Origin of the sequence: Bdellovibrio bacteriovorus str. Tiberius, from assembly GCF_000317895.1 — a bacterium.
Classification (GTDB): domain Bacteria; phylum Bdellovibrionota; class Bdellovibrionia; order Bdellovibrionales; family Bdellovibrionaceae; genus Bdellovibrio; species Bdellovibrio bacteriovorus_F.
On the sequence record NC_019567.1, the window covers coordinates 1229459 to 1255051 of the forward strand.

The 25593-nt window shown below is 49.0% G+C and carries 24 protein-coding genes and 1 tRNA gene; 20 read left to right on the forward strand and 5 right to left on the reverse strand.

All coding sequences use genetic code 11. The annotated features are described in order from the left end of the window. The first annotated feature begins 10 nt into the window (after window positions 1-10). The 3 genes from BDT_RS05905 (at window position 11) to BDT_RS05915 (ending at window position 3290) form a co-directional block, all read left to right on the forward strand. Window positions 11-823 (forward strand): 2Fe-2S iron-sulfur cluster-binding protein, encoded by an 813-nt coding sequence (locus BDT_RS05905; RefSeq protein ID WP_015090333.1) that lies wholly within the window; start codon window positions 11-13, stop codon window positions 821-823. Window positions 824-886: 63 nt separating this feature from the next. After that, window positions 887-1696: an alpha/beta fold hydrolase gene (locus BDT_RS05910; protein ID WP_015090334.1), complete on the forward strand. Its 810-nt coding sequence runs from the start codon at window positions 887-889 to the stop codon at window positions 1694-1696. A 100-nt stretch (window positions 1697-1796) separates the two neighbouring features. Further along, window positions 1797-3290, forward strand: coding sequence for a methyl-accepting chemotaxis protein (locus tag BDT_RS05915; protein WP_015090335.1), 1494 nt, complete (start codon window positions 1797-1799; stop codon window positions 3288-3290). On the opposite strand, the gene BDT_RS05920 is transcribed toward BDT_RS05915, so the two are convergent. From BDT_RS05920 to BDT_RS05930, 3 genes are all read right to left on the reverse strand, one after another. Further along, window positions 3287-3613 (reverse strand): HesB/IscA family protein, encoded by a 327-nt coding sequence (locus tag BDT_RS05920; protein ID WP_015090336.1) that lies wholly within the window; start codon window positions 3611-3613, stop codon window positions 3287-3289. The genes BDT_RS05915 and BDT_RS05920 overlap by 4 nt on opposite strands. 104 nt (window positions 3614-3717) lie before the next feature. After that, window positions 3718-4887 (reverse strand): cysteine desulfurase family protein, encoded by a 1170-nt coding sequence (locus BDT_RS05925; RefSeq protein ID WP_041577203.1) that lies wholly within the window; start codon window positions 4885-4887, stop codon window positions 3718-3720. An 86-nt stretch (window positions 4888-4973) separates the two neighbouring features. Then, a complete protein-coding gene (locus BDT_RS05930) occupies window positions 4974-6542 on the reverse strand; it encodes a hypothetical protein (protein ID WP_015090338.1) in 1569 nt (522 codons plus the stop codon). A 197-nt stretch (window positions 6543-6739) separates the two neighbouring features. Between BDT_RS05930 and BDT_RS05935 the strand changes: the two genes are divergently transcribed. The 3 genes from BDT_RS05935 (at window position 6740) to BDT_RS05945 (ending at window position 10909) form a co-directional block, all read left to right on the forward strand. Next, on the forward strand, window positions 6740-9034 hold the full coding sequence (locus BDT_RS05935; protein WP_015090339.1) for a vitamin B12-dependent ribonucleotide reductase: 2295 nt from the start codon (window positions 6740-6742) through the stop codon (window positions 9032-9034). 120 nt (window positions 9035-9154) lie between these two features. Further along, complete coding sequence (locus tag BDT_RS05940) at window positions 9155-10351, forward strand: S1 RNA-binding domain-containing protein (RefSeq protein WP_015090341.1); 1197 nt, start codon at window positions 9155-9157, stop codon at window positions 10349-10351. A gap of 192 nt (window positions 10352-10543) precedes the next feature. After that, window positions 10544-10909: a hypothetical protein gene (locus BDT_RS05945; RefSeq protein WP_015090342.1), complete on the forward strand. Its 366-nt coding sequence runs from the start codon at window positions 10544-10546 to the stop codon at window positions 10907-10909. On the opposite strand, the gene BDT_RS05950 is transcribed toward BDT_RS05945, so the two are convergent. Continuing rightward, window positions 10910-12010: a competence/damage-inducible protein A gene (locus tag BDT_RS05950; protein WP_015090343.1), complete on the reverse strand. Its 1101-nt coding sequence runs from the start codon at window positions 12008-12010 to the stop codon at window positions 10910-10912. It lies immediately after the preceding gene. A gap of 183 nt (window positions 12011-12193) precedes the next feature. Here BDT_RS05950 and BDT_RS05955 point away from each other — a divergent pair, with 183 nt between their 5' ends. The 4 genes from BDT_RS05955 to BDT_RS05970 all read left to right on the forward strand — a co-directional run bounded on the left by BDT_RS05955 (window position 12194) and on the right by BDT_RS05970 (window position 15508). Next, window positions 12194-13402 (forward strand): acyl-CoA dehydrogenase family protein, encoded by a 1209-nt coding sequence (locus BDT_RS05955; RefSeq protein ID WP_015090344.1) that lies wholly within the window; start codon window positions 12194-12196, stop codon window positions 13400-13402. Between the two features lie 20 nt (window positions 13403-13422). After that, window positions 13423-14133, forward strand: a complete 711-nt coding sequence (locus tag BDT_RS05960; RefSeq protein ID WP_015090345.1) for a TrmH family RNA methyltransferase — start codon at window positions 13423-13425, stop codon at window positions 14131-14133. 62 nt (window positions 14134-14195) lie between these two features. Then, the gene (locus tag BDT_RS05965; protein WP_015090346.1) at window positions 14196-15077 is read left to right on the forward strand and encodes a phosphatase domain-containing protein; all 882 of its coding nucleotides are present in this window, start codon (window positions 14196-14198) and stop codon (window positions 15075-15077) included. Continuing rightward, window positions 15074-15508: a hypothetical protein gene (locus BDT_RS05970; RefSeq protein ID WP_041577205.1), complete on the forward strand. Its 435-nt coding sequence runs from the start codon at window positions 15074-15076 to the stop codon at window positions 15506-15508. The genes BDT_RS05965 and BDT_RS05970 overlap by 4 nt, the downstream gene beginning before the upstream one ends. Here the strand turns inward: BDT_RS05970 and BDT_RS05975 are convergent. After that, on the reverse strand, window positions 15505-17070 hold the full coding sequence (locus BDT_RS05975; protein ID WP_015090348.1) for a pseudouridine synthase: 1566 nt from the start codon (window positions 17068-17070) through the stop codon (window positions 15505-15507). The two genes, BDT_RS05970 and BDT_RS05975, sit on opposite strands and share 4 nt — an antisense overlap. Window positions 17071-17266: 196 nt before the next feature. On the opposite strand from BDT_RS05975, the gene BDT_RS05980 reads away from it, so the two are divergent. The 10 genes from BDT_RS05980 (at window position 17267) to BDT_RS06030 (ending at window position 25509) form a co-directional block, all read left to right on the forward strand. Beyond that, on the forward strand, window positions 17267-17857 hold the full coding sequence (locus tag BDT_RS05980) for a LemA family protein (protein WP_015090349.1): 591 nt from the start codon (window positions 17267-17269) through the stop codon (window positions 17855-17857). Between the two features lie 13 nt (window positions 17858-17870). After that, window positions 17871-18623, forward strand: a complete 753-nt coding sequence (locus BDT_RS05985) for a TPM domain-containing protein (protein ID WP_041577207.1) — start codon at window positions 17871-17873, stop codon at window positions 18621-18623. A 263-nt stretch (window positions 18624-18886) separates the two neighbouring features. Then, on the forward strand, window positions 18887-19531 hold the full coding sequence (locus tag BDT_RS05990; protein ID WP_015090351.1) for a TPM domain-containing protein: 645 nt from the start codon (window positions 18887-18889) through the stop codon (window positions 19529-19531). Between the two features lie 251 nt (window positions 19532-19782). Further along, window positions 19783-19859 (forward strand) — tRNA-Arg (locus tag BDT_RS05995). A 660-nt stretch (window positions 19860-20519) separates the two neighbouring features. Further along, complete coding sequence (locus tag BDT_RS06005; protein ID WP_041577211.1) at window positions 20520-20801, forward strand: helix-turn-helix transcriptional regulator; 282 nt, start codon at window positions 20520-20522, stop codon at window positions 20799-20801. Further along, the gene (locus BDT_RS06010) at window positions 20788-21591 is read left to right on the forward strand and encodes a hypothetical protein (RefSeq protein ID WP_041577213.1); all 804 of its coding nucleotides are present in this window, start codon (window positions 20788-20790) and stop codon (window positions 21589-21591) included. The genes BDT_RS06005 and BDT_RS06010 overlap by 14 nt, the downstream gene beginning before the upstream one ends. Next, window positions 21588-22559: a hypothetical protein gene (locus tag BDT_RS06015; protein ID WP_015090353.1), complete on the forward strand. Its 972-nt coding sequence runs from the start codon at window positions 21588-21590 to the stop codon at window positions 22557-22559. The genes BDT_RS06010 and BDT_RS06015 overlap by 4 nt, the downstream gene beginning before the upstream one ends. 150 nt (window positions 22560-22709) lie before the next feature. Continuing rightward, on the forward strand, window positions 22710-23840 hold the full coding sequence (locus tag BDT_RS06020; protein WP_015090354.1) for an HNH endonuclease: 1131 nt from the start codon (window positions 22710-22712) through the stop codon (window positions 23838-23840). Window positions 23841-24073: 233 nt separating this feature from the next. Beyond that, the gene (locus BDT_RS06025) at window positions 24074-24442 is read left to right on the forward strand and encodes a helix-turn-helix domain-containing protein (RefSeq protein WP_041577215.1); all 369 of its coding nucleotides are present in this window, start codon (window positions 24074-24076) and stop codon (window positions 24440-24442) included. Beyond that, the gene (locus tag BDT_RS06030; RefSeq protein ID WP_015090355.1) at window positions 24439-25509 is read left to right on the forward strand and encodes a hypothetical protein; all 1071 of its coding nucleotides are present in this window, start codon (window positions 24439-24441) and stop codon (window positions 25507-25509) included. The genes BDT_RS06025 and BDT_RS06030 overlap by 4 nt, the downstream gene beginning before the upstream one ends. Window positions 25510-25593: the final 84 nt, after the last annotated feature.

Sequence of the window (25593 nt, forward strand, 5' to 3'; positions counted from 1 at the left end):
GATCCGAGTTATGAAAATCAAATTTCTTCCGCAGAATATCGAAGTTGAGGGCACTCCTGACAAGAGCCTTTTGCAGATTGCAACGGAGAACAAACTGGAAATCCGATCCATCTGCAAGGGTGTTCCTTCCTGTGCGGAGTGCCGTGTGCGCATCTCTGAAGGGGATTCGAACATCCTTCCCCCGACGAAAGCCGAGCTGAACCTTATCGGGACCAGCCATTTCATCGATGGTCGTCGCTTAAGTTGCCAGGTTCGTTGTTATGGGGATGTGACAGTGGACCTGACTGAACAGGTTCAAAACAGCGAAAACAAGACCAAGAAAATCAGAGGCTTCCGCGCCAACAAACAGATCGAATCCAAAGCCGTGAACGACACCATGCTTTTGTCGGAAAAGCCGGAAGACCGTCCACAGCATCAGCAGGCGGATCGTGGCGGTGAGGCCCTTGAGGCTTCCACTGAGGAAGTTTCTGCAGAAGCCGGGAATCAAGCTCAGCCGCAATCCCAGCCAAAACAGCAACAGCCGCAACAAAAACAGCAACAGCGCCAGCAGCAGAACCGCCAACAGCAGCAAAAACAACAGGGTGGTGGCGGCGGCAATCGCCAACAGCAGGGCCAGCAGAAGCAAAACCAGCAAAAACAGGGTCAGCAGAAGCAAGGTCAGCCTAAGCAGCAGCAAAATCAAAAGCAGGCTCAAGGCGGCGGTCAGCAAAACCGCAATCAAAATCAGAATCAAAATCGCGGTCAGAATCAAAACAAACCGCAAAATCAGAATCCGCAAGCTCAACAGCAGCAGCCAAAGCAGGACCGTAAGGATAACAAATAATCCGAGCGGTCTGGACCTGTGGGCAGTTTCCTGTAAACAGATCTTTACCGATAAGTTTCACGGATGTCACACAAGATCACTTACCGGGAACGGGGACAAGGGCCACTGCTGATACTTCTTCATGGTTATGGAGGAAGTGTTCACCATTGGGAATCCATCGCGGATACTCTGTCGGCTCACTACCGTGTGATTGTTCCCAATCTTAGCCACATCTATATGAGCAGTGATAAGCTGTTCTTCACCGTGCAAATCGAAGCGGTCGCCAAGTTCATCCGTGAAAACTTCCCGGGGGAAAAGGTCCGTCTTGCAGGTTTAAGCTATGGTGGTGCTTTGTCCTGGGGGCTGGCGACCCAGCATCCGGATCTGGTTGAAAAGACTGTTTTGATCAATCCAATGGTGACCGATCCCATTCGGCACTTCCTGCCAAAAGAACTGAAATTCTTCTTTGCCATTCCGCTCAACTTGAAAAGTGTCTATGTGATGCTTTCAACCCCGATGGGCAGGGCTTTCCTGAAGCGTTCAGCGCAGATCTTCCGCGATGAACGCAGTGAAGGAAACGTGTCAGTGGAAACACTGAAAGGCCGCAAACTGCAGTTTGTCGCGCACATGATTCATCACTTTGCCTGGATCCTGCGTTCTGAAGACTGGGCTTACTGGCACACGCGTTTGTATTCGTACCGTGGTGAATGTCGGTTGATCTTTGATGAAAAGGATCTGCTTTTTGATCAGGCGGCCTATCGTCATTTTGCCAATCACATCGGTTGCGAGGATGTCGTGATTTTGACGGGTGCAGGTCACCTGGCGATTAAAACGCAGCCCGAAGAAATTTCGCGTCTCATACGTGAGTTTTTAAGCGAATCCGTTGCAGCTTAAGACAATTCAAAAATAAAAATACGCTTCCACATTCCGGTCATAGTCCTTGGGCATTCTAACGGTGCGGCAGGTTTAGTTTGTTATTACGCCGGAGGAAGTTATGAATCTCAGTTGGTTTAAAGGATTAAGTGGAAAGCTCTTTGCTCTGTTGGTGGTGCCATTGCTGGCTTTGACTGTCAGTATCGCCGGTTCGAATTACTATATATCAGAGCTGGCAAGTCGCCTTTCCAAGGCGACCACGGTGCGCACACCGCTGGTGCACTATTCAGGTCAGATGGATGCGGCAACCAATGATATTTCGCGCTTTGTATGGATGGCCCTGGGGTCTGAAGATGCCACTGAACAGCAGCGCGCGATAGAGCGCTTAAATCGCGCCCAGCACAACTTCGAGCAGGCCTTGCAAAAGTATCTGCAGCTGCCCCAGTCGGCGGAACATGCCAAAGAATTTGAACAGGTGAAAAACCGCTGGCCCGTGCTGAAGGAAAATATCAGCTGGATCACCACGGCTTTGCAAAATCAAACTCCAGAACCCGAGATCAAAGCTTATGTGCGCAAGGATCTGAAAGAATCTTTGGAGCTGATCGATGGCGTGAATCAGGCCATTACCGAAGAGCGTATGGTGAAGATGGAAAAAGAAACTCAGCAGGAACAAATCGAAGTCAGCCGGGTTGAAGCCCTGGTGTCCATAGTGGGTCTGCTGGTGGGTGTGTCAGTTCTGGCTTTGGGAGCAATACAGATCCGCCGGGTGGTGCGCCTGATGGATCAGTCCGTGCAAGCTTTGCATCTGTCGTCGAAAGATGTTTCGGCAGGTTCTGAACAACTGGCCGCGGCGTCTTTACAGGTGGCTGGCAGTTCCACCGAATCAGCCAGTGCGATTGAAGAAACCGTGGCGACGATGGAAGAACTGACCTCTATGGTGAAGGTCGGTGCAGACAATGGTCGTCAGGCGGCAACCCTGGCGCAGGAATCCCGTCAGTATGCCGTGGTCGGTGAAAAAGAAATTGGTGCCTTGATCGAATCGATGAAAGAGGTTTCAGAAAAAGCCCGCAAGATGGCGGAAGCGGTGGCGGTGATTGATGATCTGTCCTTCCAGACAAATCTGCTGGCATTGAATGCTGCGGTGGAAGCCGCCCGCGCAGGTGAACAGGGAAAAGGTTTTGCCGTGGTTGCCGAAGCCGTTCGCAGCCTGGCGCAAAGATCGGCGTCTTCTGCCAAGGACATTCACGCCATGATCAAAGAGTCGCAGATCACGATTGATAAGGGTGTCAGCATTGCTGATCGTGGGGGCGAGGCCTTGCGCAACATCGTGAACTCGATTCAGAAAGTGACGGACTTGAATGCGGAAGTGGCGGTGGCCACCCAGGAGCAGTCCCACGGGATTTCGCAGATGAGTGTGGCGATGAATCAGATGGATTCCTCCACCCAGCAGAATGCCGCTGCCAGTGAGGAGGTGTCTGCGTCGGCTCAAGCCATGCAGAATCAGGCTTTGCAGCTGGAGGCCATCGCGGCGAAATTGTATGCGCTTGTGCACGGAAAAGAAAAAGGGAGTCTCGCCGAGACTCCCTTGAAACATCTTGTTCTTGGAAAAGTTTAAACGTTGAAGCTGGATCCGCAGCCGCAGTGTTTGTTGGCGTTCGGGTTGTTGAACACAAACCCTTTGCCGTTCAAGCCGCCGGAATATTCCAGCGTCATGCCCAATAGATAAAGCATGCTTTGAGAATCCACCGCCACTTTCTGGCCTTGGGATTCAAAGAACTTGTCTCCGTCGCGAGTCACGGTATCGAAATCCATTTTGTAAGACAGGCCTGAACAGCCGCCTTTTTTCACCTCGACACGCAGAAAAGCCGCATCGTCTTTTCCTTCATCTTTTTTAAGGGAAGCCAGTTTAGTTGCTGCTTCAGGTGAAATAATGATCATAGAAAGCTCCTTTAACATCGAAGCCAGTATAACACAGCTGTCAAGGGCTGTGGAGCCCCGGATAGACCCTCCGGGGAGATTGTTTAACTATTGGTATTTATTAACTATTTTTGCATAGCCTGCTTAAGGATCTGAGCCGCACGGCTTAATTCGTCCTGAGTTGTCCAACGGCCCAGGCTTAGGCGCAAAGAGCACTGAACCTCATCGGTGCTCAGTCCCAGGCCCTTCAGAACGTGGCTGACCACCATGGCGCCAGTACCACAGGCCGAGCCGGTACTGACACCCAGTTTCTGCAAACGAGGCAGGATTTGTTCGGTTTTGGTTTCAGGCAGAGTGATATTCAAATTCGCCGGAGATCTGTCCGTCGGGTGACCGTTCAGTTTCACGCCCGGGATGTTTTGCTGAAGTTCAGACCACAGGAAATCACGCAGGTCTTTCATGTGCTGCACTTCTGCGGCAAAATTCTGCTGGCAAAGTTCGCAAGCCGTGCCGAAGCCAACAACCGCCGGAACATTCACAGTTCCAGAGCGAAGGCCGCGTTCCTGACCGCCACCGTAGATAAGTGGATTCAACTGAACCTTCGGATCTTTCCCGCGGATGTAAAGAGCGCCCACACCCTTCGGGCCATAGATTTTGTGACCCGAGAAAGACATCAGATCGATGCCCATTTCGGTCACATTCACCGGGATTTTGCCGACCGCCTGAGTGGCGTCGGTGTGCAGATAAATTTTGTTTTCTTTGCAAACGGCGGCGATTTCCGGAATCGGATTGATGGATCCGATTTCGTTGTTCACCCAGATAAAGCTCATCAGTTTGGTGTGTGGCTTGATCGCGGCTTTCACGGCTTCAAGTTCAACCACGCCGAATTTATTCACCGGCAGGAAGTCTACTTCCACGCCCATTTTCTGAGCGGCGGCCATGCCCTTCATGATCGAGCTGTGTTCGACATTGCTGGTGATAAAATGAATCGGGCCTTCGGGATTTTCTTCACGCAGTTTGGAAATCAGGCCGAAGATCACCCAGTTGTTGGATTCGGTGGCGCCTCCGGTAAAGGTGACTTCCATGCCCTTGCAGCCGATAAAGTTAGCCACTTGGGTGCGGGCTTTGGAAATAGCATTTTCCGCGATCCAGCCCCAGTGATGACCGGCGCTGGCAGGATTGCCATAGAGTTCTTTGAAGTAGGGTTCCATCGTGGAGTAAACACGCGGGTCCACCGGAGTGGTGGCGTTGTAATCAAGATAGATGCCGTTGTCCTGCTGCAAAGTCTTTCTCATAGGGCGTTCGGTGCTCATTTCCATAGTGCCTATGAGCTAATCCCTGTGCAGGCTTGGGGTCAACGAAAAACGCCGGAACGACGTCGTTAGGCAACGACTTTGTCTTTTTGTTTTGTCTCAAAATCCTGGATTTTGTCGTTCAGGAAGTTTTGGGCGCGGTATTTATCCAGATCCTGGATTTCGGCCTTCAAAATATGCAGGTTGGACACGCCTTGATTCTGCAGGCGCTGCTTTTGCACATTAAAGAATTTGGATCCCCGGGGAGTGTAAAGGACGTATTTATTGTTCTTGGGAAGGTAAATATAAACGTTGAATTCCACGGCCACGTCACCAGCCAGCTCGTTCAAATGGATGCTGGCCATTTCTTCGTCGGCGGATTCTCCAAAAGTGGTTTTTACATCGTGGCGAGGGAAGAAGGCCATGGCGACCTCGTTGCCGTCGTGCACGGATTTACGCAGGAATTCGGCTTGCTCCAGGGCCCAGTCCTCGAACGGCACCTCTTTGATTTTCAGCTGCATGGATTCGCTGTCTTCAATGTTTTCACCAGCGTCCTTAAGGAATCGGAACAGACGTTCGCGCACCTTCCCCAGGAAAATATCATCCAGCTTGCGGTCTTTCCCCATGGCCGTGATCAAATAACCGGAAAAACGGGTGGACTCGATCACGATGCAGGAAATGTTGGTGGAATCTTCGATGGCCTCGGATTCTGCAAAGTTGGTTTGAATGCAGGATTTTTCCAAAGCGTCTTTGGTTCCGCGCAGGATGATTGAATCCTGTTTCGATGCCAGGGGATTGTTTTCAATTTGCTCTGGCGTCGGACGGTCTTTGCGGCGCACTTTGCTGGGCATCGGTGCCCAGCCTGAACCGGCTTTGTTGCCTGCATTCTGGCGCATCAGCATCGCATTAAGAGTTTCATCACTTTCATCTGCGCCATTTCCCATGCTGCTGCCTGCACCGGGACCTTGTTGTGCCCAGTTGGGACCAAGGCCGTTGTTCTGAGCTGAGGGCTGCATCAGCCCCAGATTCAGTTCTGAATTTGTGCCCGGCATATAGCCGATATTGGATTGCAGGGGATTGCCGGTGGCAGTGGCGTTGTTACCCGCAGCACCCATTCCGGCAAACTGATTGCCTCCGTCATCACCGGCAAGCAGCTGTTGCAGAATGCTTTGGGCGCTTTGTGCTCCCGAGGATCCGCCTTCGCCTTTGATGGCGATCACACTGCCGTCTTCGGCAGTGCCGGTGCCATTGCGCTGAAACGGATTGGTGACGCCTTTGGATTGCTGGTCTTTATAGAATTTGTTAACGGTTCTTTCCACTGCGGGACCGGTCACCGGGGGATACAAAAGGTATTCGCTGTTACTGGTGTTCAGCAGATTGAAGCTGGCGGCCGAGTTTTCTTCGGCGAAAACAATCACGCAGCAGGGAAAAGCCTGCGCCAGAATTTTCGGCAGATTTCGCACTTTGCGATTGGGATGATCAATGCTGACCATCACGAACTGAGGCTGCTCCTGAACCAGAAAAATCAGAGCTTCTTTTAGGTTCGTCGTTGACTTGATGGTCCAGTCGCGGTTCTTCAAAAAACCTTCGACGGTTCCCAGGCCTCCGGGCTTGGATTTGATAATGAGGAGCTTTTTTTTGATCGAGTCTTGATCCATTCCCCACGTCCTTTGAAACGTTCTCATATTTCTCTTAACGGATTGTTGTCGTAAACAAACAAGTGGCAGAGATTAAACCCGGGATAGATTACCGAGGCTTAACAGAACACCGGCCCTTGGACCATGGTCGTATCGCACATCCGTACTGTCGAAATCGTGGGCTTGGCTCAAGAGAAAAGAATCTCTAGACTGAATGTATGAAAAAACAAACTCTGCACAGTCCGTCGTACTTTGTTTCTGGAGGTAAAAATCCAGAGAGTCTTTTCACTTGGAAAAGAGTGAACAGTGAAATCCGCAACCGCAAGGGTGAAGTGTTTTTCGAAATGAAAAATGTCGAAGCTCCGGAAGGCTGGTCTCAGTTGGCAATTGATATTGCCGCCAGCAAGTATTTCCGCAAAGTCGGTGTGCCGGTGACAGGGCACGAAACTTCGGTGCGCCAGATGGTGGATCGGGTGGTGAAGGCGATCGCCGCCTCGGCCATTCGCCAGGGCGGATACTTTGCCACTCGCAAAGAGGCCGACATCTTTGCCAAAGAATTGAAATTCATTCTGCTGTCCCAGCGCGGGGCCTTCAGCAGCCCGGTGTGGTTCAATGCCGGTTTGTGGGAAGCATACAAGTCACAAAGTCCCAGTGAACATTTCGCATGGGATGAAAAAAAGAAATCCATTCAAGCCACCAAAAACGCCTATGAACGCCCGCAGTGCTCGGCGTGTTTTATCCAAAGTGTGGATGACAGCATCGAAGGCATTTTTGATCTGGCCAAAACCGAAGCCAAGCTTTTCAAATATGGTTCTGGCACCGGCAGTAACTTTTCAAAAATTCGCAGCAAGTACGAAGCCACCAGTTCCGGCGGAAAAAGCTCGGGCCTGATTTCTTTCCTGGAAGTTTTGGATAAAGGGGCGGGTGCAATCAAGTCCGGCGGCACCACCCGACGCGCAGCCAAGATGGTGGTGGTTGACATCGATCACCCCGAAGTTCTGGATTTCATCGACTGGAAGATGCGTGAAGAACAAAAGGCGCATCTGTTGATTGCGGCGGGTCTCAGTGCGGATTTCGAGGGCGAAGCGTATCGCACGGTTTCCGGCCAAAACGCCAATAACTCAGTTCGTGTCAGCGATGCCTTTATGAAAGCGGTCGAAAAAGAAAGCCCATGGAAGCTGAAAGCGCGCCTCAGTGGAAAAGTGTTGCGCGAAATCCCCGCCGCCGAAGTGTGGAGTCGTATCACCCGCGCCGCATGGATGTGTGCCGATCCGGGCATTCAGTTTCACGACACGATCAACAAGTGGCACACCTGTCCTGAAACCGACATCATTCATTCCAGCAATCCGTGCTCTGAATATATGTTCCTGGATGATTCGGCCTGCAATCTGGCTTCAATCAATCTGGTGAAGTTCCTGGGTGACACCGGTGACTTTGATTTTGAATCTTTCATTCACACGGCGCGAACTCTGTTCGTGGCGCAGGAAATTCTGGTGGATTATTCCAGCTACCCGACGCAAAAAATTGCGCAGAACTCCCATGACTATCGTCCTCTGGGATTGGGCTTTGCCAATCTGGGAAGCCTTCTGATGCGAAAAGGTGTTGCCTATGACAGCGACGAAGGCCGGGCATGGGCGGGGGCCTTGACCTCGCTGATGTCAGGGGTGGCGTATCTGACCAGTTCCGAGATGGCACGGGCCAAGGGGCCGTTTGCGGGCTATCGCAAAAACAGCAAGTCCATGCTGAAGGTGATGAAGATGCACGAGCGTGCATTGAATCAGGTCGCTTGGAAGATGCTGCCATCAGGGATCGACAAAGCCGTGAAAAACCTGTGGAAAGGTGTTTTGTTTAACGGGGAAAAGCACGGTTTCAGAAACTCACAAGCCACCGTGATTGCGCCGACGGGAACCATTGGTCTGTTGATGGATTGTGACACCACCGGGATTGAACCGGATTTTTCCCTGATCAAATTTAAAAAACTTGTGGGTGGGGGCGAGATTCAGATTGTGAATCAGTCCGTCGATGCCGCTTTAGAGGCATTGCAATACACCGAGGAAGAACGCCAGGGGATCTTGAAGTACGTTGAAGAAAACAACTCGGTCGTCGGGGCTCCGCAAATGCATCCGGAAGACCTGCCGGTCTTTGACACCGCCACCGCGATGCCGGGTCAGCGGGTGCTGTCCCCGGAAAGCCATGTGAAGATGATGGCGGCCGTGCAGCCGTTTATCAGTGGGGCCATTTCCAAGACGGTGAATATGCCAAGCACCGCCACCGAAGAAGACATCAGCCGCATTTACTTCCTGGCCTGGGAGCTGGGGGTTAAAGCGGTGGCCGTGTACCGGGATGGCAGCAAGCAAAGTCAGCCTCTGAATCTGAAGGAAAAGCCCAAAGCCGTGGAAGAGGTCAGTGTTCCGAATTTCACCATGAAATGCCCGGAATGCGGGAGTGACACAGTGCTTACGAGTGGCTGCTATCGCTGTCCAAACTGCGGCACCACAGTCGGCTGCTCCTAAGGCGGGTGAAAGGGTCCGCTTTAGCCATCCAACCTTCTTTTTGGCTTTGTGCGGCGGTGCTGGTCAAAGCGGGGGGCTGGCTTTATTCTCTTTTTTCTCTTTAAACTTAAGGACTGCTTTATGTCTAAAAAAGATATTTTTGGTGATGACGTTAATGAACAAAAAGACTTCGCAAGTTTCGAAGAACTTTTTGCTCAATCTGAAAAAGGGATGAAGACCAAACTTTCCGTGGGCGATCAGGTTCATGGCGAGATTCTTTCCATCGGTAAAGAAGAGGCCTTCGTAGCCACGGGCACTCCGACTGACGGTATGATCCTGACCAAGGATCTTTTGGATGAAAACAAAGAAGTAAAATACAAAGTCGGCGATTACATTGACTGCGTTGTGGTTTCCATCAAAGGTGGCGAAGTTCGTCTGGCGAAAAAAGGCTCGATGAATGCCTCCACAGATTCTTTGGAAGACGCATTCGACATGGAACTTCCAGTGGAAGGCCGCGTGACTGAAACCTGCAATGGCGGTTTCCGCGTGAACATCCAGGGTAAAACGGCGTTCTGTCCAATCAGCCAGATCGACAGCCGCTTTGTTCAGGATGCCAATGAATACGTTGGTAAGAAATTCGATTTCATGATCACTCAGCTGGATCCAAAAGGGCGCAACATTGTTGTATCCCGCCGTAAGGTTCTGGATCTGCAAAAAGCTGAAAACGAAGGCACGTTCATGCTGAAACATCAGCCGGGCGCTTTGCTTGAAGGTAAAATCGTTCGTCTGGAAAAATTTGGTGCGTTTGTGGAACTGGAATCCGGCATTGAAGGTCTGATCCACGTTTCTGAACTTTCCTGGTCCCGCGTTCATGACCCGAAAGAGGTTGTGATGGCTGGTCAGCCAGTGACCGTGAAGCTGATCAAAATGGAAGAAGTCGATGGACGTCTGAAAATTTCTTTGTCACTGAAGCAAGCTGATGGCGCTGGCAATCCTTGGATGGCGGTTCCGCAGAAATTCCCAGTGGGCACTGTGGTGCAGGGGAAAGTGGAAAAGAAAGAAACTTTCGGTTTGTTCGTGACTCTCGCTCCGGGTGTGACGGGTCTTTTGCCTCGCTCCAAGTGGCGTGATTCTGTGGATGCCGCTCAGTACGAAAACAAAAAACGCGGCGACGATGTAACCGTTCAGGTGGATCAGATCATGTTCGAAGAAAAGAAGATTTCTTTGGCATTGCCTGGTGAAGCTGAAGATCAAACCTGGAAGTCCCATGCGTCCACCAGCTCTGGTTTGGGAGCGATGGCAGAGGCTTTGAAAGGTCTTAACATCAAGAAGAACTAACGGATCTTCTTCAATAATTTGAAATTGTGGAAAGCCCCTTGGAGCAAATACTCCAGGGGGCTTTTGTTTTTACTTAAGGAAGTAAATCAGTTTTTCATCAATTTTCTGGTTAATCCTAAATAAAAGTGTTCCATGAGCCGATAAGAGATGCAGACTTATGCCCTATCAGAACGTCCATCAGGGTGAGGGAATATGAACAGCAACATTGTGTCTTACATTGAGACAAAAATTCTGGAAAATGCCACCGAACGCTGGTTGTTTCAGAACTTCAAATTTGAAGGACTGAAAGCCCGTCCGCTGGAGCAGCGCAAGTACTTCGATTTCGGAGTGATTGAAGTGTTCCTGAATTCCAATGGCAGTATTGATGTGGCCGGTGATTTCTATCGCAATGCGATCACACCGAAAGAATACAACTCTGTGCAGGACGCCTGCGCAATGGTGTATGACCATCTTCGCTATGCTGACCAGAACTATCGCCGCCTGGTGCAGGCTCCGGAAGACTGGACGAAGAAAAGCTTCTTCGGAAAGCTTTTCTCGGGCTTTAAAAAGGCCGGCTAGTCACAGATTGCGAACCCAGAAAATCAGAGCCATTTCGGCAAAATACTGATGACGGCGCTCTTTCATATTCGCTGACTTGTAAGGGCTGGTGACAAAGTCCTTCACCTTCCGCCCCTTGTATTCCAAACTGACCTCGCAACTGTGTTCATCCTTAGGCAACACATGCAAATGCAGTCCGGCCGGGCTTTTTACCTCGCGGGACTTTGAAAAACTCCACATTTGATCGGTCATAAATCCACGCAGCACCGGCATCAGGCGATTCATCAAAAACTGACCGGTGACTTCATCAATCACGCAAAGTGAAGGAATCTGCTTAAGCTTGTCGGCAAAGATTTCGGCAGCGTCTTCGCCGTCGCGGGCCAGGGTGCAAAACTGCAGGGCTTCGGTCAGCTGTTCAAAGGCGGGCTGCAGGGCGGATTCTTCACTGCGATAGTACGAGGCCTTTACCTCCACATAGGGCAGATGCACGCGGTAACCTTTTTCCACGGCAATACCTTTAAGAACTTCTTCGACGATCACGGCCACGTCGGATTCACCAACACCCAGGGTGTCCCACTTGCGGGTCAGATAGGGATCCAGATTTTCAGCCTGTTCCGCAATCCAGTTCTGAATGTTTGCATCCCACACCGCTTCGATTTCGCGCGGGGGGCCGGGCAGAACAAAAACTTTTTTACCGTGAGCTTCCAAACTAAAACCATTGGCGGTGCCTTCACGGTTGGGAAGAATGGTGGCGCCTTCGGGGAAATAACACTGCTGGCGCTGGATGTCTTTGACGACATAGCCCCGGGAAGTCAGGCGGTCGTTGACGTGCTGCCAGCTGCCCTCATCAAAGAGCAGCTTTCTTCCAGCCCAGTCGGCCACCACATCGCGGGTAAAATCATCTGATGTCGGCCCCAAGCCACCGGTAATAAAAATCAAGTCGGCTTTGGCGGCACAGAATTCGATCCCCTCAAGCATCAGGGGGCGTTCGTCGGGAACCACGAGGTGGGCTTTGGTGGTCAGTCCCAGATCTTTGAGCTTCTTTGAAATCCAAGAGGCGTTTTTGTTTACAATCTGCCCGTCGGTCAGCTCGGTTCCAATGCCCAATACAGCGGCTTTCATATTCTGCGGTCTCCCTCGAGGAATTTAAAGGTATTCCACCCCCGGATTTGCGTCCAGAACCAATGCCGGGCCCCTTGTTAAATGGCGCAGATGCGACGCATTATTGTGGTCAAAACCTTGCCCCGAAGGCAGTCACTACATAGATTCACCAGACTGTACTGCACCGTTTTAAGGAGTCCTAATATGTCTTTCAATTGGAAAGAATTTGATCTGTACAATCCAACACCTGAACACGCGATGTTGCGTGAAACATTGAAGTCTTTCACTGAAGCTGAAATCGAGCCGCAGGCGCACGAACATGATCGCAGTGAAAAGTTCAATCTGGAGCTGTTCCGCAAAGTGGGTGAGTTGGGTCTGTTGGGAATCACTGTTCCTGAACAGTTTGGCGGTGCAGGGATGGATGCCACAGCGGCGACCATCGTTCATGAAGAATTCTCGGCCGCGGATCCGGGCTTCTGCCTGGCTTACCTGGCGCACTCCATGCTTTGCGTGAACAACATTGCCGTGAACGGCAGTGATGAACAGCGCCACCGTATTTTGCCAAAGCTTTGCTCTGGTGAATGGGTTGGTTCCATGGCGATGTCAGAACCTGCAATCGGAACAGACGTTCTGGGCATGCAGACGACGGCCGTAAAAAAAGGTGATGAGTATATCATCAACGGCCGCAAAATGTGGATCACCAACGGCACGATTGATGAAAACAACACCGCTTGTGATCTGGTTCTGGTTTATGCCCGCACGGGTGAAAAACACGGCCGCGCTTTGATTTCCACTTTCCTGGTTGAAAAAAGCCACAAAGGTTTCGAAGTTGGTCAGAAGATCAAAGACAAATTGGGCATGCGTGGTTCCAACACCGCGGAACTTGTCTTCCAGGATTGTCACGTTCCCGCTTCTTCACTGATCGGTCACGAAGGTGATTCCATGCTGCACATGATGCGCAACCTTGAAATCGAGCGCCTGACCTTGGCGGCGATGAGCCTGGGTATTGCCCGTCGTTCTATCGAAATCATGAACCGTTACGCGACAGAGCGTGAGGCCTTCGGCAAATCTTTGAACCACTTCGGTCAGATGCAGCGTTATATCGCCGATTCCTACGCTGAATACAAAGCGGCTCGTGCGTATGTATACGAAACGGCACGCCGTATGGATTTGAACAAAGAAGGCAACCGTCTGGATTCTGACGGTGTGAAGCTTGTGGCAACCACTATGGCGAAAAACGTGGCGGACCGCGCGATCCAGGTTCTGGGTGGTTACGGTTATGTGGGCGAATACGTGGTGGAAAGACTTTGGAGAGACGCGAAGTTGCTTGAGATCGGTGGCGGCACTTTGGAAGCCCACCAGAAGAACATCACTCGCGACCTGGCAAAAAATCCGGAAGCTCTTTACAAATAGTCCTGTCTACAGAGGTCAGAATGTTCCCATACGGGCCCGAACTTGAAATCAATGCCAATCTTCGCGTGAACTACCAGCTGGTGCTGGAGAAGATCGGGCCCCTGCTGACTGATGAACGCCGCCAGAAGATCGAAAAAGTGGTGGCGCTTCGCAATTTTGACACGGCCGTGGTGCTTGAGGGCATCTATGACCGTGGCAATATTTCTGCCGTGATGAGATCCGCTGAGGGTCTTGGATTTGGCAATTTCCATGTTATTGAAACCCAGGAAAAATTCAAAGAAGCCAATCGTGTCACCCAAGGGGCTGACAAGTGGGTCGAAGTCAAAAAATGGAAAAAGACTGCGGACTGCGTGAAGGCTTTGAAGAATCAGGGTTACAAAATCTATGTGACCCATCTGGATGCAAACGCCAAACCTCTGCATGAAATTGACTTCAGCGGCAAGAGCGCTCTGGTGCTTGGTAACGAGCGCGACGGTGTGACCCCGGAAATGATTGCAGCGGCCGATCAGACGATCATCATTCCCATGACGGGCTTTGTGCAAAGTTTCAACATTTCCGTGGCTGGTGCCCTGGGTCTGTATCATATTTCCCAGGACCGACTGAACCGCCGTGGAACCAACGCCTCCCTGACTGATGAAGAGCAGGGGATCTTGCGTGCTCACTATTACATGAGAACCCAGGACAGTGCGGCCCAGTATCTGGAAGAAATGTTTTCCCGCGGAAATCTGTAACACTTCAAACTTGTGTCGCCCTTTAATTTCCAATAACCTTATTGGAAAGAAAGGGGACTCCAATGAAGAAACTGCTTTTGCTTCCCGTTCTGTTTGCGGTCGCTGCTTGTGCGGAAAAGACCGTAAGCCTTACTCCGGATAAACCGGTCAGCACTAAAATTCCTTTTTTCATGACAAGACCTCAGCCGACAACTCCGGTAGAGCTGGTGTTTGATAATGATCATGCCACCGCCAAGCCCATGAACTATCGCAAGAATGATTCTTTGCGCATGTCTGGTAGTGCCACCTTCAGCCCGAAGGCGCTGAAAGAGGTTTCTAAGCCTGTTAAAAAGAACAAAGCCTCGTTGTATGTTTTCGATCTGCGCCAGGAATCCCATGGTCTGATCAATGACATCCCGGTGACCTGGTATGCGGATCGAGACTGGGCCAATGCGGATTTGAACCACGAAGAAGCTGTTCGCCGTGAGCGCCGTTTGTTGGGTGATCTGCGTGTCGGGGAAAAGATCGGCACCACCACCATTCAAAGCATCGAAACCGAAGAAAGCATGATCCGCACCGGGGGCCACCAGTACGTGCGCCTGACAGTGACGGACCATGTGCGCCCGGTGGATTCTGAAGTGGATCGTTTTATTGAAAGCGTGCGCGCATTGCCGGAAAATGCCTGGGTGCATTTCCACTGTCGTGCTGGCAAAGGCCGGACGACGACATTTATGGTTTTGTACGACATGCTGAAAAATGCCAAGGCGGATTCGTTTGAAGCAATCATCAAGCACAATACTGAACTAAGCAATGACTATGATGTCCTGACCGTGCCTGCGGATGAAAAGGACTGGAAGTATCCTTATCAGAAAGAACGTGCGGCGTTCGTCACAGAGTTTTATAATTATGCCAAAGCCCATCCAAACGGAGAGGGCATGCTTTGGGGTGAGTGGGTGTTGAGATGAGATATTTGATGATTGTGGCCGTAGCCCTGGTGTTGTCTGCCTGTGCGACCAAGAAAACCAAGGATCTGGATTTTGATGATTTGCCGGCAGAAAAGAAAGCCGCCGCGAAGTCGTCGAAGTCCGACAAGGCCCCGAAAGCCGAAGCGAGCCCTGCTGAAATGGCCCGTAATTCCGGAATTGTGGTGGACCCGCAGGGGCTGGCGTTGTTGGATCGTATGACCAAGGCGGTGGAGCTTTACGTGCACAAAGGGAGCAAGAAGGAATTCAACACCCTTTGCAAAGACAAGCGCTTTGACTGTTTCGTGAATGATAAATTCCACCCGGCGAAAAAGAAGAAGACCGCACGCGGAATTCCTCCCTATGCCAGCGGCTCGAAAATGGGCCTGCAAGGGGAAGAGCGCATTCAGCTTCGTTACGAATTCTATCCTTAGTTTTTTCTTATGATGATGGACTTCATCAGGGGCTCCTGATCCGGGAGCTCAAAGTCCATTCCTTGTGCCGGAGCCGGCAGGATTTTGAACGAAAATTCGCGCTTGAGTTTGTTCAGGCGCAGATGCAAATCGCCGGTCGTCCACTTTTCATAGTTCGTACAGAACAACAACAAACCATCTTTTTGCAGACAGTACAGGCAGTTGATCAAAAGCTCGTCGAAGCTTTTGCTGATTGAGAACACACCACCTTTGGATCGGCCGAAGGACGGAGGGTCACAGACGATCAATCCGAACTTGCGTTTGCGTCGGATGGTGCCCTTTAAGAACAAGATGCAATCCTGCACCCAGAATTCATGATTTTCAGCTTCCGGATCCAGACCGTTCAGGACGAAGTTTTGTTTGCTCCAGTCGATGAAGTTCTGGGACACGTCGACCGTGCAAACTTCGCGCGCGCCAGCCAGGGCTGATACGACGCTAAAGCCGCTGGTGTATGAAAACAGATTTAAAACGCTGCGGTCCTGAGCGTGTTCTTTGACCCACAGACGGTTTTCGCGCTGATCCAGGAACAGGCCCGGTGACAAACCGGTATCACTGCGCAGATCGTACAGCACGCCGTTTTCCTTGGCCTGCCAGCGGGTGGCGGTATTACCGATCTTCCACAGCAGTTCGGCGTTGGGATCTTCGCCACGATTAAGCATTTTGCGAATCAGGATCTTTTTGTGATATTTCTTTGCGATTTTTTCAAAGCGCAGCAGATCCTGCACGGTGGGGTCGGATTCTTTGTACCAGTAAACCCAAAGATGATCGCCGTACTGATCAATGCGGTAAGTGTCCATCTCGCGGTGGCTGAGGCGCAGACATTCGTCGGTCAGGGTCATAAAATTGAACATGCGTTCGCGGCGCTGGAAGGCCTCGTTCAGAATTTGTTCTTCCGGGTCCGTGGTGGCGTTGTCTTCGGCCCAGTGAGGCAGGGCCGTTTCAAAGCGCACGGCCTGGCCATTCAGTTCAAAGCCCAAAACCTGAGAATGCAGGCACAGGCGGAAGTGACGTGAACCATTGTGTTCGCTGTCGCCCAGAATGGCGATGCCATTGGCTTCAGCATGCAGACGGATCTGGTGAGGTTTGCCGGAGTGAGGCACGGCCTCCCACAACTGATAAGGACCCAATGATTTCACCCATTTGAAGCTGGTTTTGGAATTGGGCTCGGCAGTCTCGCGGCTGACAAAGACGTTTTTTTCCTTCTGGATGAAGGACTCATAAGTGAATTCAGTGCGAGCGATTTTTTTGTCGGTCAGGAAAAGGTACTTCTTTTCAACCTTGTGCTGTTCAAAGGCTTGCGTCAGTTGTGCCGCAATTTCAGAGCTGGTGGCAAAGACCAAAGCGCCCGAAGTCGCCTTGTCCAGACGATGCACGGTGTAGAGCTTGCGATCCAGCTCTTCTTCATAAATTTCGACACAGCCGCGCTGACCATACTCGGGCGTATGGGTGTTCAGACCTGCAATCTTGTCAACGAAGATGCAGCCCGCTATTTCGGTGTGTTGAAGCTTAATTATCCGTGTCATCCGACTACTATAATTCGGTTTTTATTGTGGGTCACTGGGAGATTCGTTAGAACTTATAGCTGGACCTCGCCGCTCAGACAGTCCTCGTTCGTGTTTTTTTGGCGGTGGCTCCGCTGAGGCTGTTTTGCCTCACTGCGGAACTCGCGTCGATGTCCAGCTATAAGTTCTAACGAATCTAACGGAGGCCTTTGTTTTTATGAAAAACCGTATTCTAGTTCTTGCCCTGATGTTGATGCCGTTTATGGTTGGTTGTGGGATTCAATCGCTTCCTCAATCTAAGAATGCTACTGAGGCTGCTTTGGCTGAAGTGAACAATCAATACAAACGTCGGGCTGATTTGATTCCGAATCTTGTGAATGTTGTTAAGGGTTATGCGAAGCACGAAGAAGCTACTTTGACGGCGGTGACTGAGGCTCGTGCCAAAGCGACTTCCATGCAGATTGATCCTTCCAAGGTGACGCCTGAACAGCTTGCTAAATTCCAGCAGGCGCAAAGTGGTTTGTCTCAGGCTTTGGGTCGTTTGATGGTGGTGTCTGAACAGTACCCGCAATTGAAAGCGGATCAGAACTTCCGTGATCTTCAGGCGCAGCTTGAGGGCACTGAAAACCGCATCACGATTGCTCGTCAAAGATACATTGAAACGATCAATGCATTTAACAATCAGGTCAGCGTTCCGCCGACTAGCTGGACAAATGCGATCATGTATCACTTCGAAAAAATGCCTCAGTGGGACATGACTCCGGAAGAAAAGGCTTCTGCTGAAAAAGCTCCGGAAGTGAAGTTCTAGTTTGTCAGGGAACATGCGTTTACTGACAGTTTCCTTTTTCGCATTCTTCTTGGCCCTGAGTCTTTCGGCTCGGGCTGAGTTCCAAGTGCCGACCTTGACCGGTCCTGTGATGGACGAGGTTGGCTATCTTTCCCGCAATGACCGTCAAGAGCTGATGCAGCTTCTTTATGACTTCAACAAACGCGGGGTCGCTCAAGTTCAGGTTTTGATCGTTCCCACCTTGGATGGTATGCCCATCGAGATGGCTTCTATTGCTGTCACTGACAAATGGAAGCTGGGGGACGAGAAAAAAGACAACGGGGTTTTGTTCCTGATTGCGGCGAATGACCGCAAGCTGCGTATCGAAGTCGGGCAGGGCCTTGAAGGCGCAATTCCCGATGTGATCGCTAGTCGGATCATTCGTGATCAGGTGGTGCCGTTGTTCCGTGCCCGTCAGTTTTCTGCCGGTATCGTTCTGGGCACACACGAAATTCTGCGCCTGGCGGATAAAGAGTTCGCTGAACAAAATGGGTTGCAGGAAGGTGTTCCTGCAAAAAGTGACCGTGATGGTTCCGGTGGTGATATTCCCATTGGTGTGATCATCATTCTTTTCATCATTATTTCTATCCTGGGTCGCTTTGGTGGCGGTCGTGGGCGTCATCTTCGTGGTGGCGGCTGGGGCGGTGGCTATGGCGGCGGTGGAGGATGGTCTTCTGGTGGAGGAGGCGGCGGCTGGTCCGGTGGCGGCGGCGGCTTCAGCGGTGGGGGCTCATCCGGCAGTTGGTAATGCCGTGGCTCTCGGTCCTTGGCTTGGGTTATGGCCTTAGTGCCTTGCTCGCTCGGACAGTCCTCGCTCTTTTTGGTTTTTTGTGGCTGCCGCTGGTGGAATTTGGGTTCGCTGCGGAACTCGCGCTCAAGGCACTAAGGCCATAGCCCAAGCCAAGGCGGAGTATCGGCTTACCAACCTGGATTCGCTTTTTTCTTGAAACCTAACCTCGGCGGTTCAGTTGTGGGTTTGGTTGGTAGAATTGATTTTTTTGAGGGAACTTTATGGCTTGGATTAATAAATATCTTTCTGAGGCTGATCTTGCGCGGATTGAGGCGGCTATTTCCAAAATGGAAGAAGCCACTTCTGGAGAGATTGTTCCTGTAATTGTTCGTCGGTCTTCAGCCGTGGGGCATGTGCCTTTGACGCTGACTTTGCTTTTGACTCTGTTTTTGGTCATTGTTGAGTTTCCGTTCAGTGACTGGTTGTGGGTGACCCCTTGGGTTTATCTGTGGCCGGTGATAGTGGTTGCGTTTTATGCGCTTTCTCATGTGTTGGCGAAGAGCAAGTGGATTCAGAAGCTGTTTGTGCCTGAAAAGGACGAAGTCGATTCTGTTCATCAGCGCGCGCATTTGGAATTCTATCTAAACCGTATTCATCGCACGGAAGGCGGGACCGGGGTTTTGATCTTTGTTTCTGTGATGGAAAAAAAGGCGGTCGTGCTGGCCGATGAGGGAATTTCCAAAAAGCTTCCGAAGGAACACTGGGATGAAATTCTTGGAATTCTGGGGAAGAGCCTTCATCAAGGGCAGTGGGCACAAGGTTTCGTGGCGGCTATCGAGGCTTGCGGTAAAGATCTGCAGACCCATTTCCCGCTGGCTTCCGCTGGGACCAACGAGCTTAAAAATCATCTTATTATCAAAGATTAAGGATTCTGGCGCCACGGCGCGCCAGTTCATTCCTTGCGTTCTTCCGGGCTTCATTGATAGTCTGGGACCCTCTGTGCAGTCGTAGTTCAATGGATAGAGCACTTGGCTTCGAATCAAGTAAACCGAAAAGTTCTTGATCGAAAAAAAGTATTGTTTCCAAGGTGTTATGAGACTGCTAAAGTTGCATTGTTGCCAAAGGGTCCCCAGAGGGTCCAAATGGCAGAGCTACTAAATCGTTTTGTTCATTATGTGCGGCTGTAGTTCAGCTGGATAGAGCACCTGGCTTCGAACCAGGGGGTCGGGAGTTCGAATCTCTCCAGCCGCACCACTCTTTTTAAGTCTTAACTACAGTTAAAGCATTTTTTAGAAGGCTTAGCGTGGCTAGCCTTGCGTAGTTCTTCCTCGCCGTGCTTAGATGGGCTTTGTTATGTCGCTTTTCAACAGCGTTGTCTTTATGCTTAACTAAGACATTCAGAATTCTTGTAGTGGACTTACTACTGGTCATAGTTGTTATTCTTTTACCTCGCCCACGCGATGGCTTCTCATGGTTAGCGACGAGGAAGGCTAGCAACACCAAATTGCGATATCCTATTCTAGTTCTATGTAAGCTCGTATTAGTTGTGATTGTAAAAAAGTTCTTACAGAATGCGCATCTCCACCTTAATGCACTTTTCTTATCTTGATTACACCTGCGGCTACTACAATACGGGCATTCTACATTTGTGCCATTACTCCAACCGCGTGCGAGCAGTAAAAATCGTTCGAGCTTTGGCGTGTCCTGATAGCGCGTGGAAAACTTTTTGAACTGCAAAGCAATTTTTGGGGACCCCCAAAAACGTGTCATATCTTTCATTCCTGACTTTTATCCTGAGCACTTCTTTTTTTCAAGCCTGTGTTTTTAAGTAGTCCAGAAAAAATGTGTTTTTAAGTGGTCCAATATTGAAAATCGATTTTTACAAAACTGTGAATAAGCTGCAAAGGAGAATGTATGAGTGTAAAAATCATATGTATTGCAATTGTGGCACAAAGAATTGGTGTTTCTAAATCGACAATTTTAAGAATGGAGCGAGCGGGAAAATTCGTTCCTAGAGCGAAGATATCGCCTGGGAGGTTTGGATACTCTGAGCAGGACGTCGAGCGCTGGATTCAAAGTAAGTTCGTGGAAACAGAAAGTAGAAGTCTTACCGAATCGGATATGGCTTCTTTGCCCTATGGTCGTGATGTTGCACAAAGAAACAACCGCTCCGGAGGCCGAAATGCAAATGGATAACGTACAACGCTGGAAAGTTGTTCGCGGTGGTGCCATCGCAAATAGAAATGGTCTTCCCGGATTTAATGACGAAACCGCTGAAAGAATCAAGAGCTTGCTTTATCAAGGTCGATATTTACTGACGACTGTTGATACCCAGTCGCGCATCGAAATAGGGCGCATTGCAAGTGCCCTTCAAGAAATCTTAGGCAAATCGTTTTGGGAAACTGTGGGCCAACACTGGCTTAGACCCGTAATGGCAGAGGGCGAGGTGTTGGCTAAATTTGTATCAAACAGAAGGCGTCATCTAGAGATCTCAATGCAAATGTTTAGGTTTGCGGTTTCTGCGGGAAGAGCATGCCCAAGATCGATACCGGCGGACTCATACGTACATATTATGCGCGAGGTAGAAAAAATTAGAGAGACGCCTCAAAAAAAGAGGTTCATCAAAATTCTAGTAAATGAAGGAAAAAAAGGAACTGTTGACCTTTATCGAACGAAAAGACTTAGAGAAGAGTTGAGGGTAATAAGGGAAGAAATTTTTGGCTTTGGAGATAGAGACCTGAAGGAAAAGCAGCTTAAGAGAAAAGTGCATTCTTTGTGGATTGCTGCGGACGCTGCAATGGACAGAATATCTTCTCTGCTTGCGTCTCTAAACGACGACATTGGAAAAGTTGGTGTGATCTCTCCCGATACTGCTAGCGATATTCAGGAAGTGTTGGCGACTCTTAAGGTGAAGAGAATTGAACAAAAAGAACAATGTATGGGCCTAGAAAAGGCTAAAGATCAATCTCAAGAGAGCCTGGTATGAGTAAGAAGTACATTAAAACTCACGTAACACGTATGTTTTACCGTCAGTCTCCCGAGCTTAGGGTTATCCATAAAAGACAAGATATTAAAGTTGAATGTTTTATTGATACTTTAGAAGTGCATTTCAATAAGCTAAATCAAACTTTTGTAGAGAAGTGTCAAAAACTCTATAAAAGGACACCAAGAAGTGGATACAAGAAAGGATTGAGACTGATCTCGATTCAAGGAGTAGAGTTTAGTTTGTATGTAGATTGCTTAAATGAGTCTAAATGGAAGTATAAGATCGCTATGACTATACGGTTTGCAATGACTAGTTACGGCGACTTGGAAGTATTTCTTTCTTCCCTGATTTCAGACTTTTTTGAGAAGGAGAGCCATCAAATTAATAGGGTGGATATTGGTTTTGCTTTGAACTGTCATGAGGTTCCTGCAAACTTTCTAATTTATACGACTCATTTAAAGTGGAACAGAAGGAAGTCGAGATACACCGGAGATAAGACGGACTTGGGTGGAGGTGGAATTACGGGATTTCACTCTAACGGGCAAGGAGTCCGTACCTCAGTATACACGGAAGGTGCAAAGCCGGCATGGATGAGAAGCGATCGCGTCGAAGAAATCAAAATGGAGTTCCAGATTAGAAAGAAGAATCTTATTGCGAAGGGGATATATAGACTATCTGACCTGGCCAAAATTGAAGATACTAATCTCTTGGATCGTATCAAAATATATAATACCTTTCTTCTTCGATCAGAGCACAAGAGGCATCTAGAAAAATTTGTAAGATTTCAAGAAGATGTACTTGCCTTAGGGTTTACTCAAGCGAGAAAAAATCTGGATAAAAATGGAAATTTTAAAAGGGATTTTGAAGTAATTCTTATGCCTCTAAAATTTAGGAATGGCAAAAGAACGATGCACCTTTTTTTGAGGGCAAGATGGGCGAGTTGGCTGAGGAAATGGTGTAACCACTAAAGATATTGGCAATACTTAGGCGATGGAATTGAGAAAGAAATTCGTTTTCGAGCGTGGAATTCGTGATATTCTACAGGGTCACGGATTCCATCACCAAATTTGTTAATTGGGGTCTGAACTTCATAGGAAATCTGTTGCTAGGAGCTTGCTGTGGATCGACGTCGTCGAAAGAAAATTTCTCCAGAAATAAGGATGGCACTTTGGGAGTTGTGGGCTAAGAAGTGCGCATATTGTAGTCATCCGACGGAAAAAGAATATCATGTGGAGCATATCGTTCCTTTAAGTTCAGTTTCGGCGGCCGCACTTGAGATTTTAAAAAGAGCTGAGTTGAATTTATCTGAATCGTTTGATTTTGATAGCTTAGATAACTATTCAATCGCGTGTGCCCCTTGTAATAAAACTAAATACTATCATGAACTTCCCAATGCGAGCATTTATTTGGCAAAGGCTGCTGCTTTAAAGAATGAGGTTATTCGTCGAGCCAATGAGATCGCAGCAAATTTAAATGCAGCAAAAGTAATTGGTTCGATGCAAGTCGTTCTCGATCAAGGGCTCATTTCCAAAGAAGACTTTAAAGAGCTTTTTCGCGAGTTCGATAGAGTTAGAATTCCGCCAAATAGTCCTTTATATCCTGAGTTGGCTGGCGCAAGCGCACTTGATATTCCCGTTATTTTTCAAACGGAAATGGTTGACGACTTTTTCCTTAGAAGGGAAGAGAATCAAGTACAGGTGAGAACTATAAATGATTATCTGAAATATAGTGCCGAAGGATATGAGGCATCCTGTAACGCAGAATTTAAGGCCGGCCTATACACTTTCGATATTCCTGCAAGAATTTTGCATGCTCTCTCAGGGGCCAGTAAGAGTGATGGAGCCTTTTCAAGAGAGGTTGATGAGGTCTTTAAATATCCAAGCCGACTTCCTGCAAATATTTTTATGGAATCTGATGAGGGATCTACGAAAACTTTGCTTGGTCAACTATTGAAGAGATCGGCTAAGATTATTGATAGGGATGCTGGATACCTTGAAGTATGTACAAAATGGCTTTGGAGTTCGCAGTTGTTTGTAATTGCCAAGGGGGATTTTACCGGCTCCAAGAAGGAAGAAGTTTTGATCTTTCTAAATGCATGTCCTGTCCACGGAACGCTGCGATGCCCTAGTGTTATTATTCTTACACCACATTATCGTACGGACTTCTTTGATAGACTTTTCTATCGTCTATTTGGAAAGCGACGGATTCTTTATGAATCAAGAACAGTTGAGCTTCCAAAGCCACTATGAGTTTTGAATTGCCTTGTTGAAAGTCTCGAACAATATGTTGGGCATTCACTTTAAAAGGCGTAGATAGGCGTGCATTTTCAGCCTAGTTTGCAGAATGGAGCCGCCTTTGCTGGGTGCGTAGATTTGTACGTGCCACGTGATACTTCAGGCTGGACCAGAACTCACTGCTTGCATCGCAGTACTTAGAACATAAAAATATGTTTGCAGGTTGGTGACGAGTGAGCAGGCAAACAATGAAGTCAGAAAAAAGAAGATTAAATGAGTCCAATGATGAGCATTGGGGCAATCGTTTGCAGTCAGTTCTTGATGAAAAAGGAATCAGTCGAAGGCAAATTGCTAAGGCCATTGGAGTTGCTCCTTCTGTGATTGACTCGTGGGTGCGTGGGGCCGCTCCTAATGATTTGAAGGCGGTCAAAAGGCTTGCAGACAACGTAGACTGCTCGTTCTCATGGCTACTTACTGGGGAAGAAGAGGCTGGCAACGGTCGTACTGTTTCCGAGTTGTTTCAATCTGTTCCCTACTTTGATGGGTATGCTAGAATTCGTATTGATCGACTAGTGCCAAGAAAGAAAAATAACAGAGATGCAGGAGAGCTTGAATGAACCTATCACGTTGGATCTTGCTGGGCATTGGTGTTCTTTTTGTCTATTCGACTGCTTATGCTGATAGAGCCGAATGCATCAAAGATTTTAGCGCAAACGCATCATTGTCAAGCGCCGATCAAATTGGATTGAGCATCGTCAATGAAGAAAGCATGGCGAAGGCTAAATGGGCTCTTGGGTTCTTGGAAAAATGTAGACGTTCCGGCTTAACTGGCGCCCTGATGATATCCAAGAATGAAGAGGTTATTCGCAAGAATATTGCATCTTATCAAGAGAAGAAGGACAAAAAAGATGCGCGGATTACCTCCTGCGCCGAATACTCAAAATGTCATGCTGATATTAATAATGATAGTGCCATTTATAGCTGGTTTTTCCAGTTTTCATCCTATAAGCGAGACAGTCATCCGTTCAATGGTAATGTGTATGACTCTTCTGCTGCCAGCGCAGCCAAATATGCAGAAGGATGTACGTGCTATCTTGAGATTGAGGATCTTGTTGGGGCTGGTGAGGCTGCCCGAGTTGCTACTAATGAGAAGCTGGAGCAAGATCGTCGAAAGCAGGAAGATGAAAAAAAGGCTCACGCACAGAGAATAAAGGATGAGAAGGCACAAGCAGTTCGGCAAAAGGATGCCGAGCGAAGACGGACTCTTTTGGAGCAGGAGGAAAGCAAAAAGTTAGCTGAACTTCAGAAGCAAAAAGAGGTTGATCGCGAGAAATCTGATAAAATGGAGCGCTCAGCGGAGTGTCAAAGCGCAAGAGCGCTTCAGAGCTACTGTAAGGCATATCTTTATATCTTAACGGCGAAAGAGCATTTAGATCGGGAAAAGACTCTGGCTCAACGGTCTGGCTATACTGATGCTCGACGAGTACGAGGATTGACTGCGTCTATAATGGCTGGTGAGGACGAGCTCTTGAGTCAAAGTAAGAAGTATCGCGCTTTAACTGGATCTGCTCCAAGTAACTCTGTCTGCGCTGTAGAGAATATGGATGGATATTGGCAAATGAAAGAAGTGACTGAGGAGTCACTTAATGCCAGAGTCGCAAAAAGCTGTATCTACGGTAAGTAAGGGCTGTCCGGAATGGTGCGCACAATAACTATTAATGCCTCGGCGAGAGGCACTAGCCCCATAACTCACGTTTATATCTTGAGA

Bases quoted from the DNA above. Each gene is read 5' to 3' on its own strand.
- BDT_RS05905 (WP_015090333.1), top strand. From the start codon at position 11: ATGAAAATCAAATTTCTTCCGCAGAATATCGAAGTTGAGGGCACTCCT.
- BDT_RS05910 (WP_015090334.1), top strand. From the start codon at position 887: ATGTCACACAAGATCACTTACCGGGAACGGGGACAAGGGCCACTGCTG.
- BDT_RS05915 (WP_015090335.1), top strand. From the start codon at position 1,797: ATGAATCTCAGTTGGTTTAAAGGATTAAGTGGAAAGCTCTTTGCTCTG.
- BDT_RS05920 (WP_015090336.1), bottom strand. From the start codon at position 3,613: ATGATCATTATTTCACCTGAAGCAGCAACTAAACTGGCTTCCCTTAAA.
- BDT_RS05925 (WP_041577203.1), bottom strand. From the start codon at position 4,887: ATGAGAAAGACTTTGCAGCAGGACAACGGCATCTATCTTGATTACAAC.
- BDT_RS05930 (WP_015090338.1), bottom strand. From the start codon at position 6,542: ATGGATCAAGACTCGATCAAAAAAAAGCTCCTCATTATCAAATCCAAG.
- BDT_RS05935 (WP_015090339.1), top strand. From the start codon at position 6,740: ATGAAAAAACAAACTCTGCACAGTCCGTCGTACTTTGTTTCTGGAGGT.
- BDT_RS05940 (WP_015090341.1), top strand. From the start codon at position 9,155: ATGTCTAAAAAAGATATTTTTGGTGATGACGTTAATGAACAAAAAGAC.
- BDT_RS05945 (WP_015090342.1), top strand. From the start codon at position 10,544: ATGAACAGCAACATTGTGTCTTACATTGAGACAAAAATTCTGGAAAAT.
- BDT_RS05950 (WP_015090343.1), bottom strand. From the start codon at position 12,010: ATGAAAGCCGCTGTATTGGGCATTGGAACCGAGCTGACCGACGGGCAG.
- BDT_RS05955 (WP_015090344.1), top strand. From the start codon at position 12,194: ATGTCTTTCAATTGGAAAGAATTTGATCTGTACAATCCAACACCTGAA.
- BDT_RS05960 (WP_015090345.1), top strand. From the start codon at position 13,423: ATGTTCCCATACGGGCCCGAACTTGAAATCAATGCCAATCTTCGCGTG.
- BDT_RS05965 (WP_015090346.1), top strand. From the start codon at position 14,196: ATGAAGAAACTGCTTTTGCTTCCCGTTCTGTTTGCGGTCGCTGCTTGT.
- BDT_RS05970 (WP_041577205.1), top strand. From the start codon at position 15,074: ATGAGATATTTGATGATTGTGGCCGTAGCCCTGGTGTTGTCTGCCTGT.
- BDT_RS05975 (WP_015090348.1), bottom strand. From the start codon at position 17,070: ATGACACGGATAATTAAGCTTCAACACACCGAAATAGCGGGCTGCATC.
- BDT_RS05980 (WP_015090349.1), top strand. From the start codon at position 17,267: ATGAAAAACCGTATTCTAGTTCTTGCCCTGATGTTGATGCCGTTTATG.
- BDT_RS05985 (WP_041577207.1), top strand. From the start codon at position 17,871: ATGCGTTTACTGACAGTTTCCTTTTTCGCATTCTTCTTGGCCCTGAGT.
- BDT_RS05990 (WP_015090351.1), top strand. From the start codon at position 18,887: ATGGCTTGGATTAATAAATATCTTTCTGAGGCTGATCTTGCGCGGATT.
- BDT_RS06005 (WP_041577211.1), top strand. From the start codon at position 20,520: ATGAGTGTAAAAATCATATGTATTGCAATTGTGGCACAAAGAATTGGT.
- BDT_RS06010 (WP_041577213.1), top strand. From the start codon at position 20,788: ATGCAAATGGATAACGTACAACGCTGGAAAGTTGTTCGCGGTGGTGCC.
- BDT_RS06015 (WP_015090353.1), top strand. From the start codon at position 21,588: ATGAGTAAGAAGTACATTAAAACTCACGTAACACGTATGTTTTACCGT.
- BDT_RS06025 (WP_041577215.1), top strand. From the start codon at position 24,074: ATGAAGTCAGAAAAAAGAAGATTAAATGAGTCCAATGATGAGCATTGG.
- BDT_RS06030 (WP_015090355.1), top strand. From the start codon at position 24,439: ATGAACCTATCACGTTGGATCTTGCTGGGCATTGGTGTTCTTTTTGTC.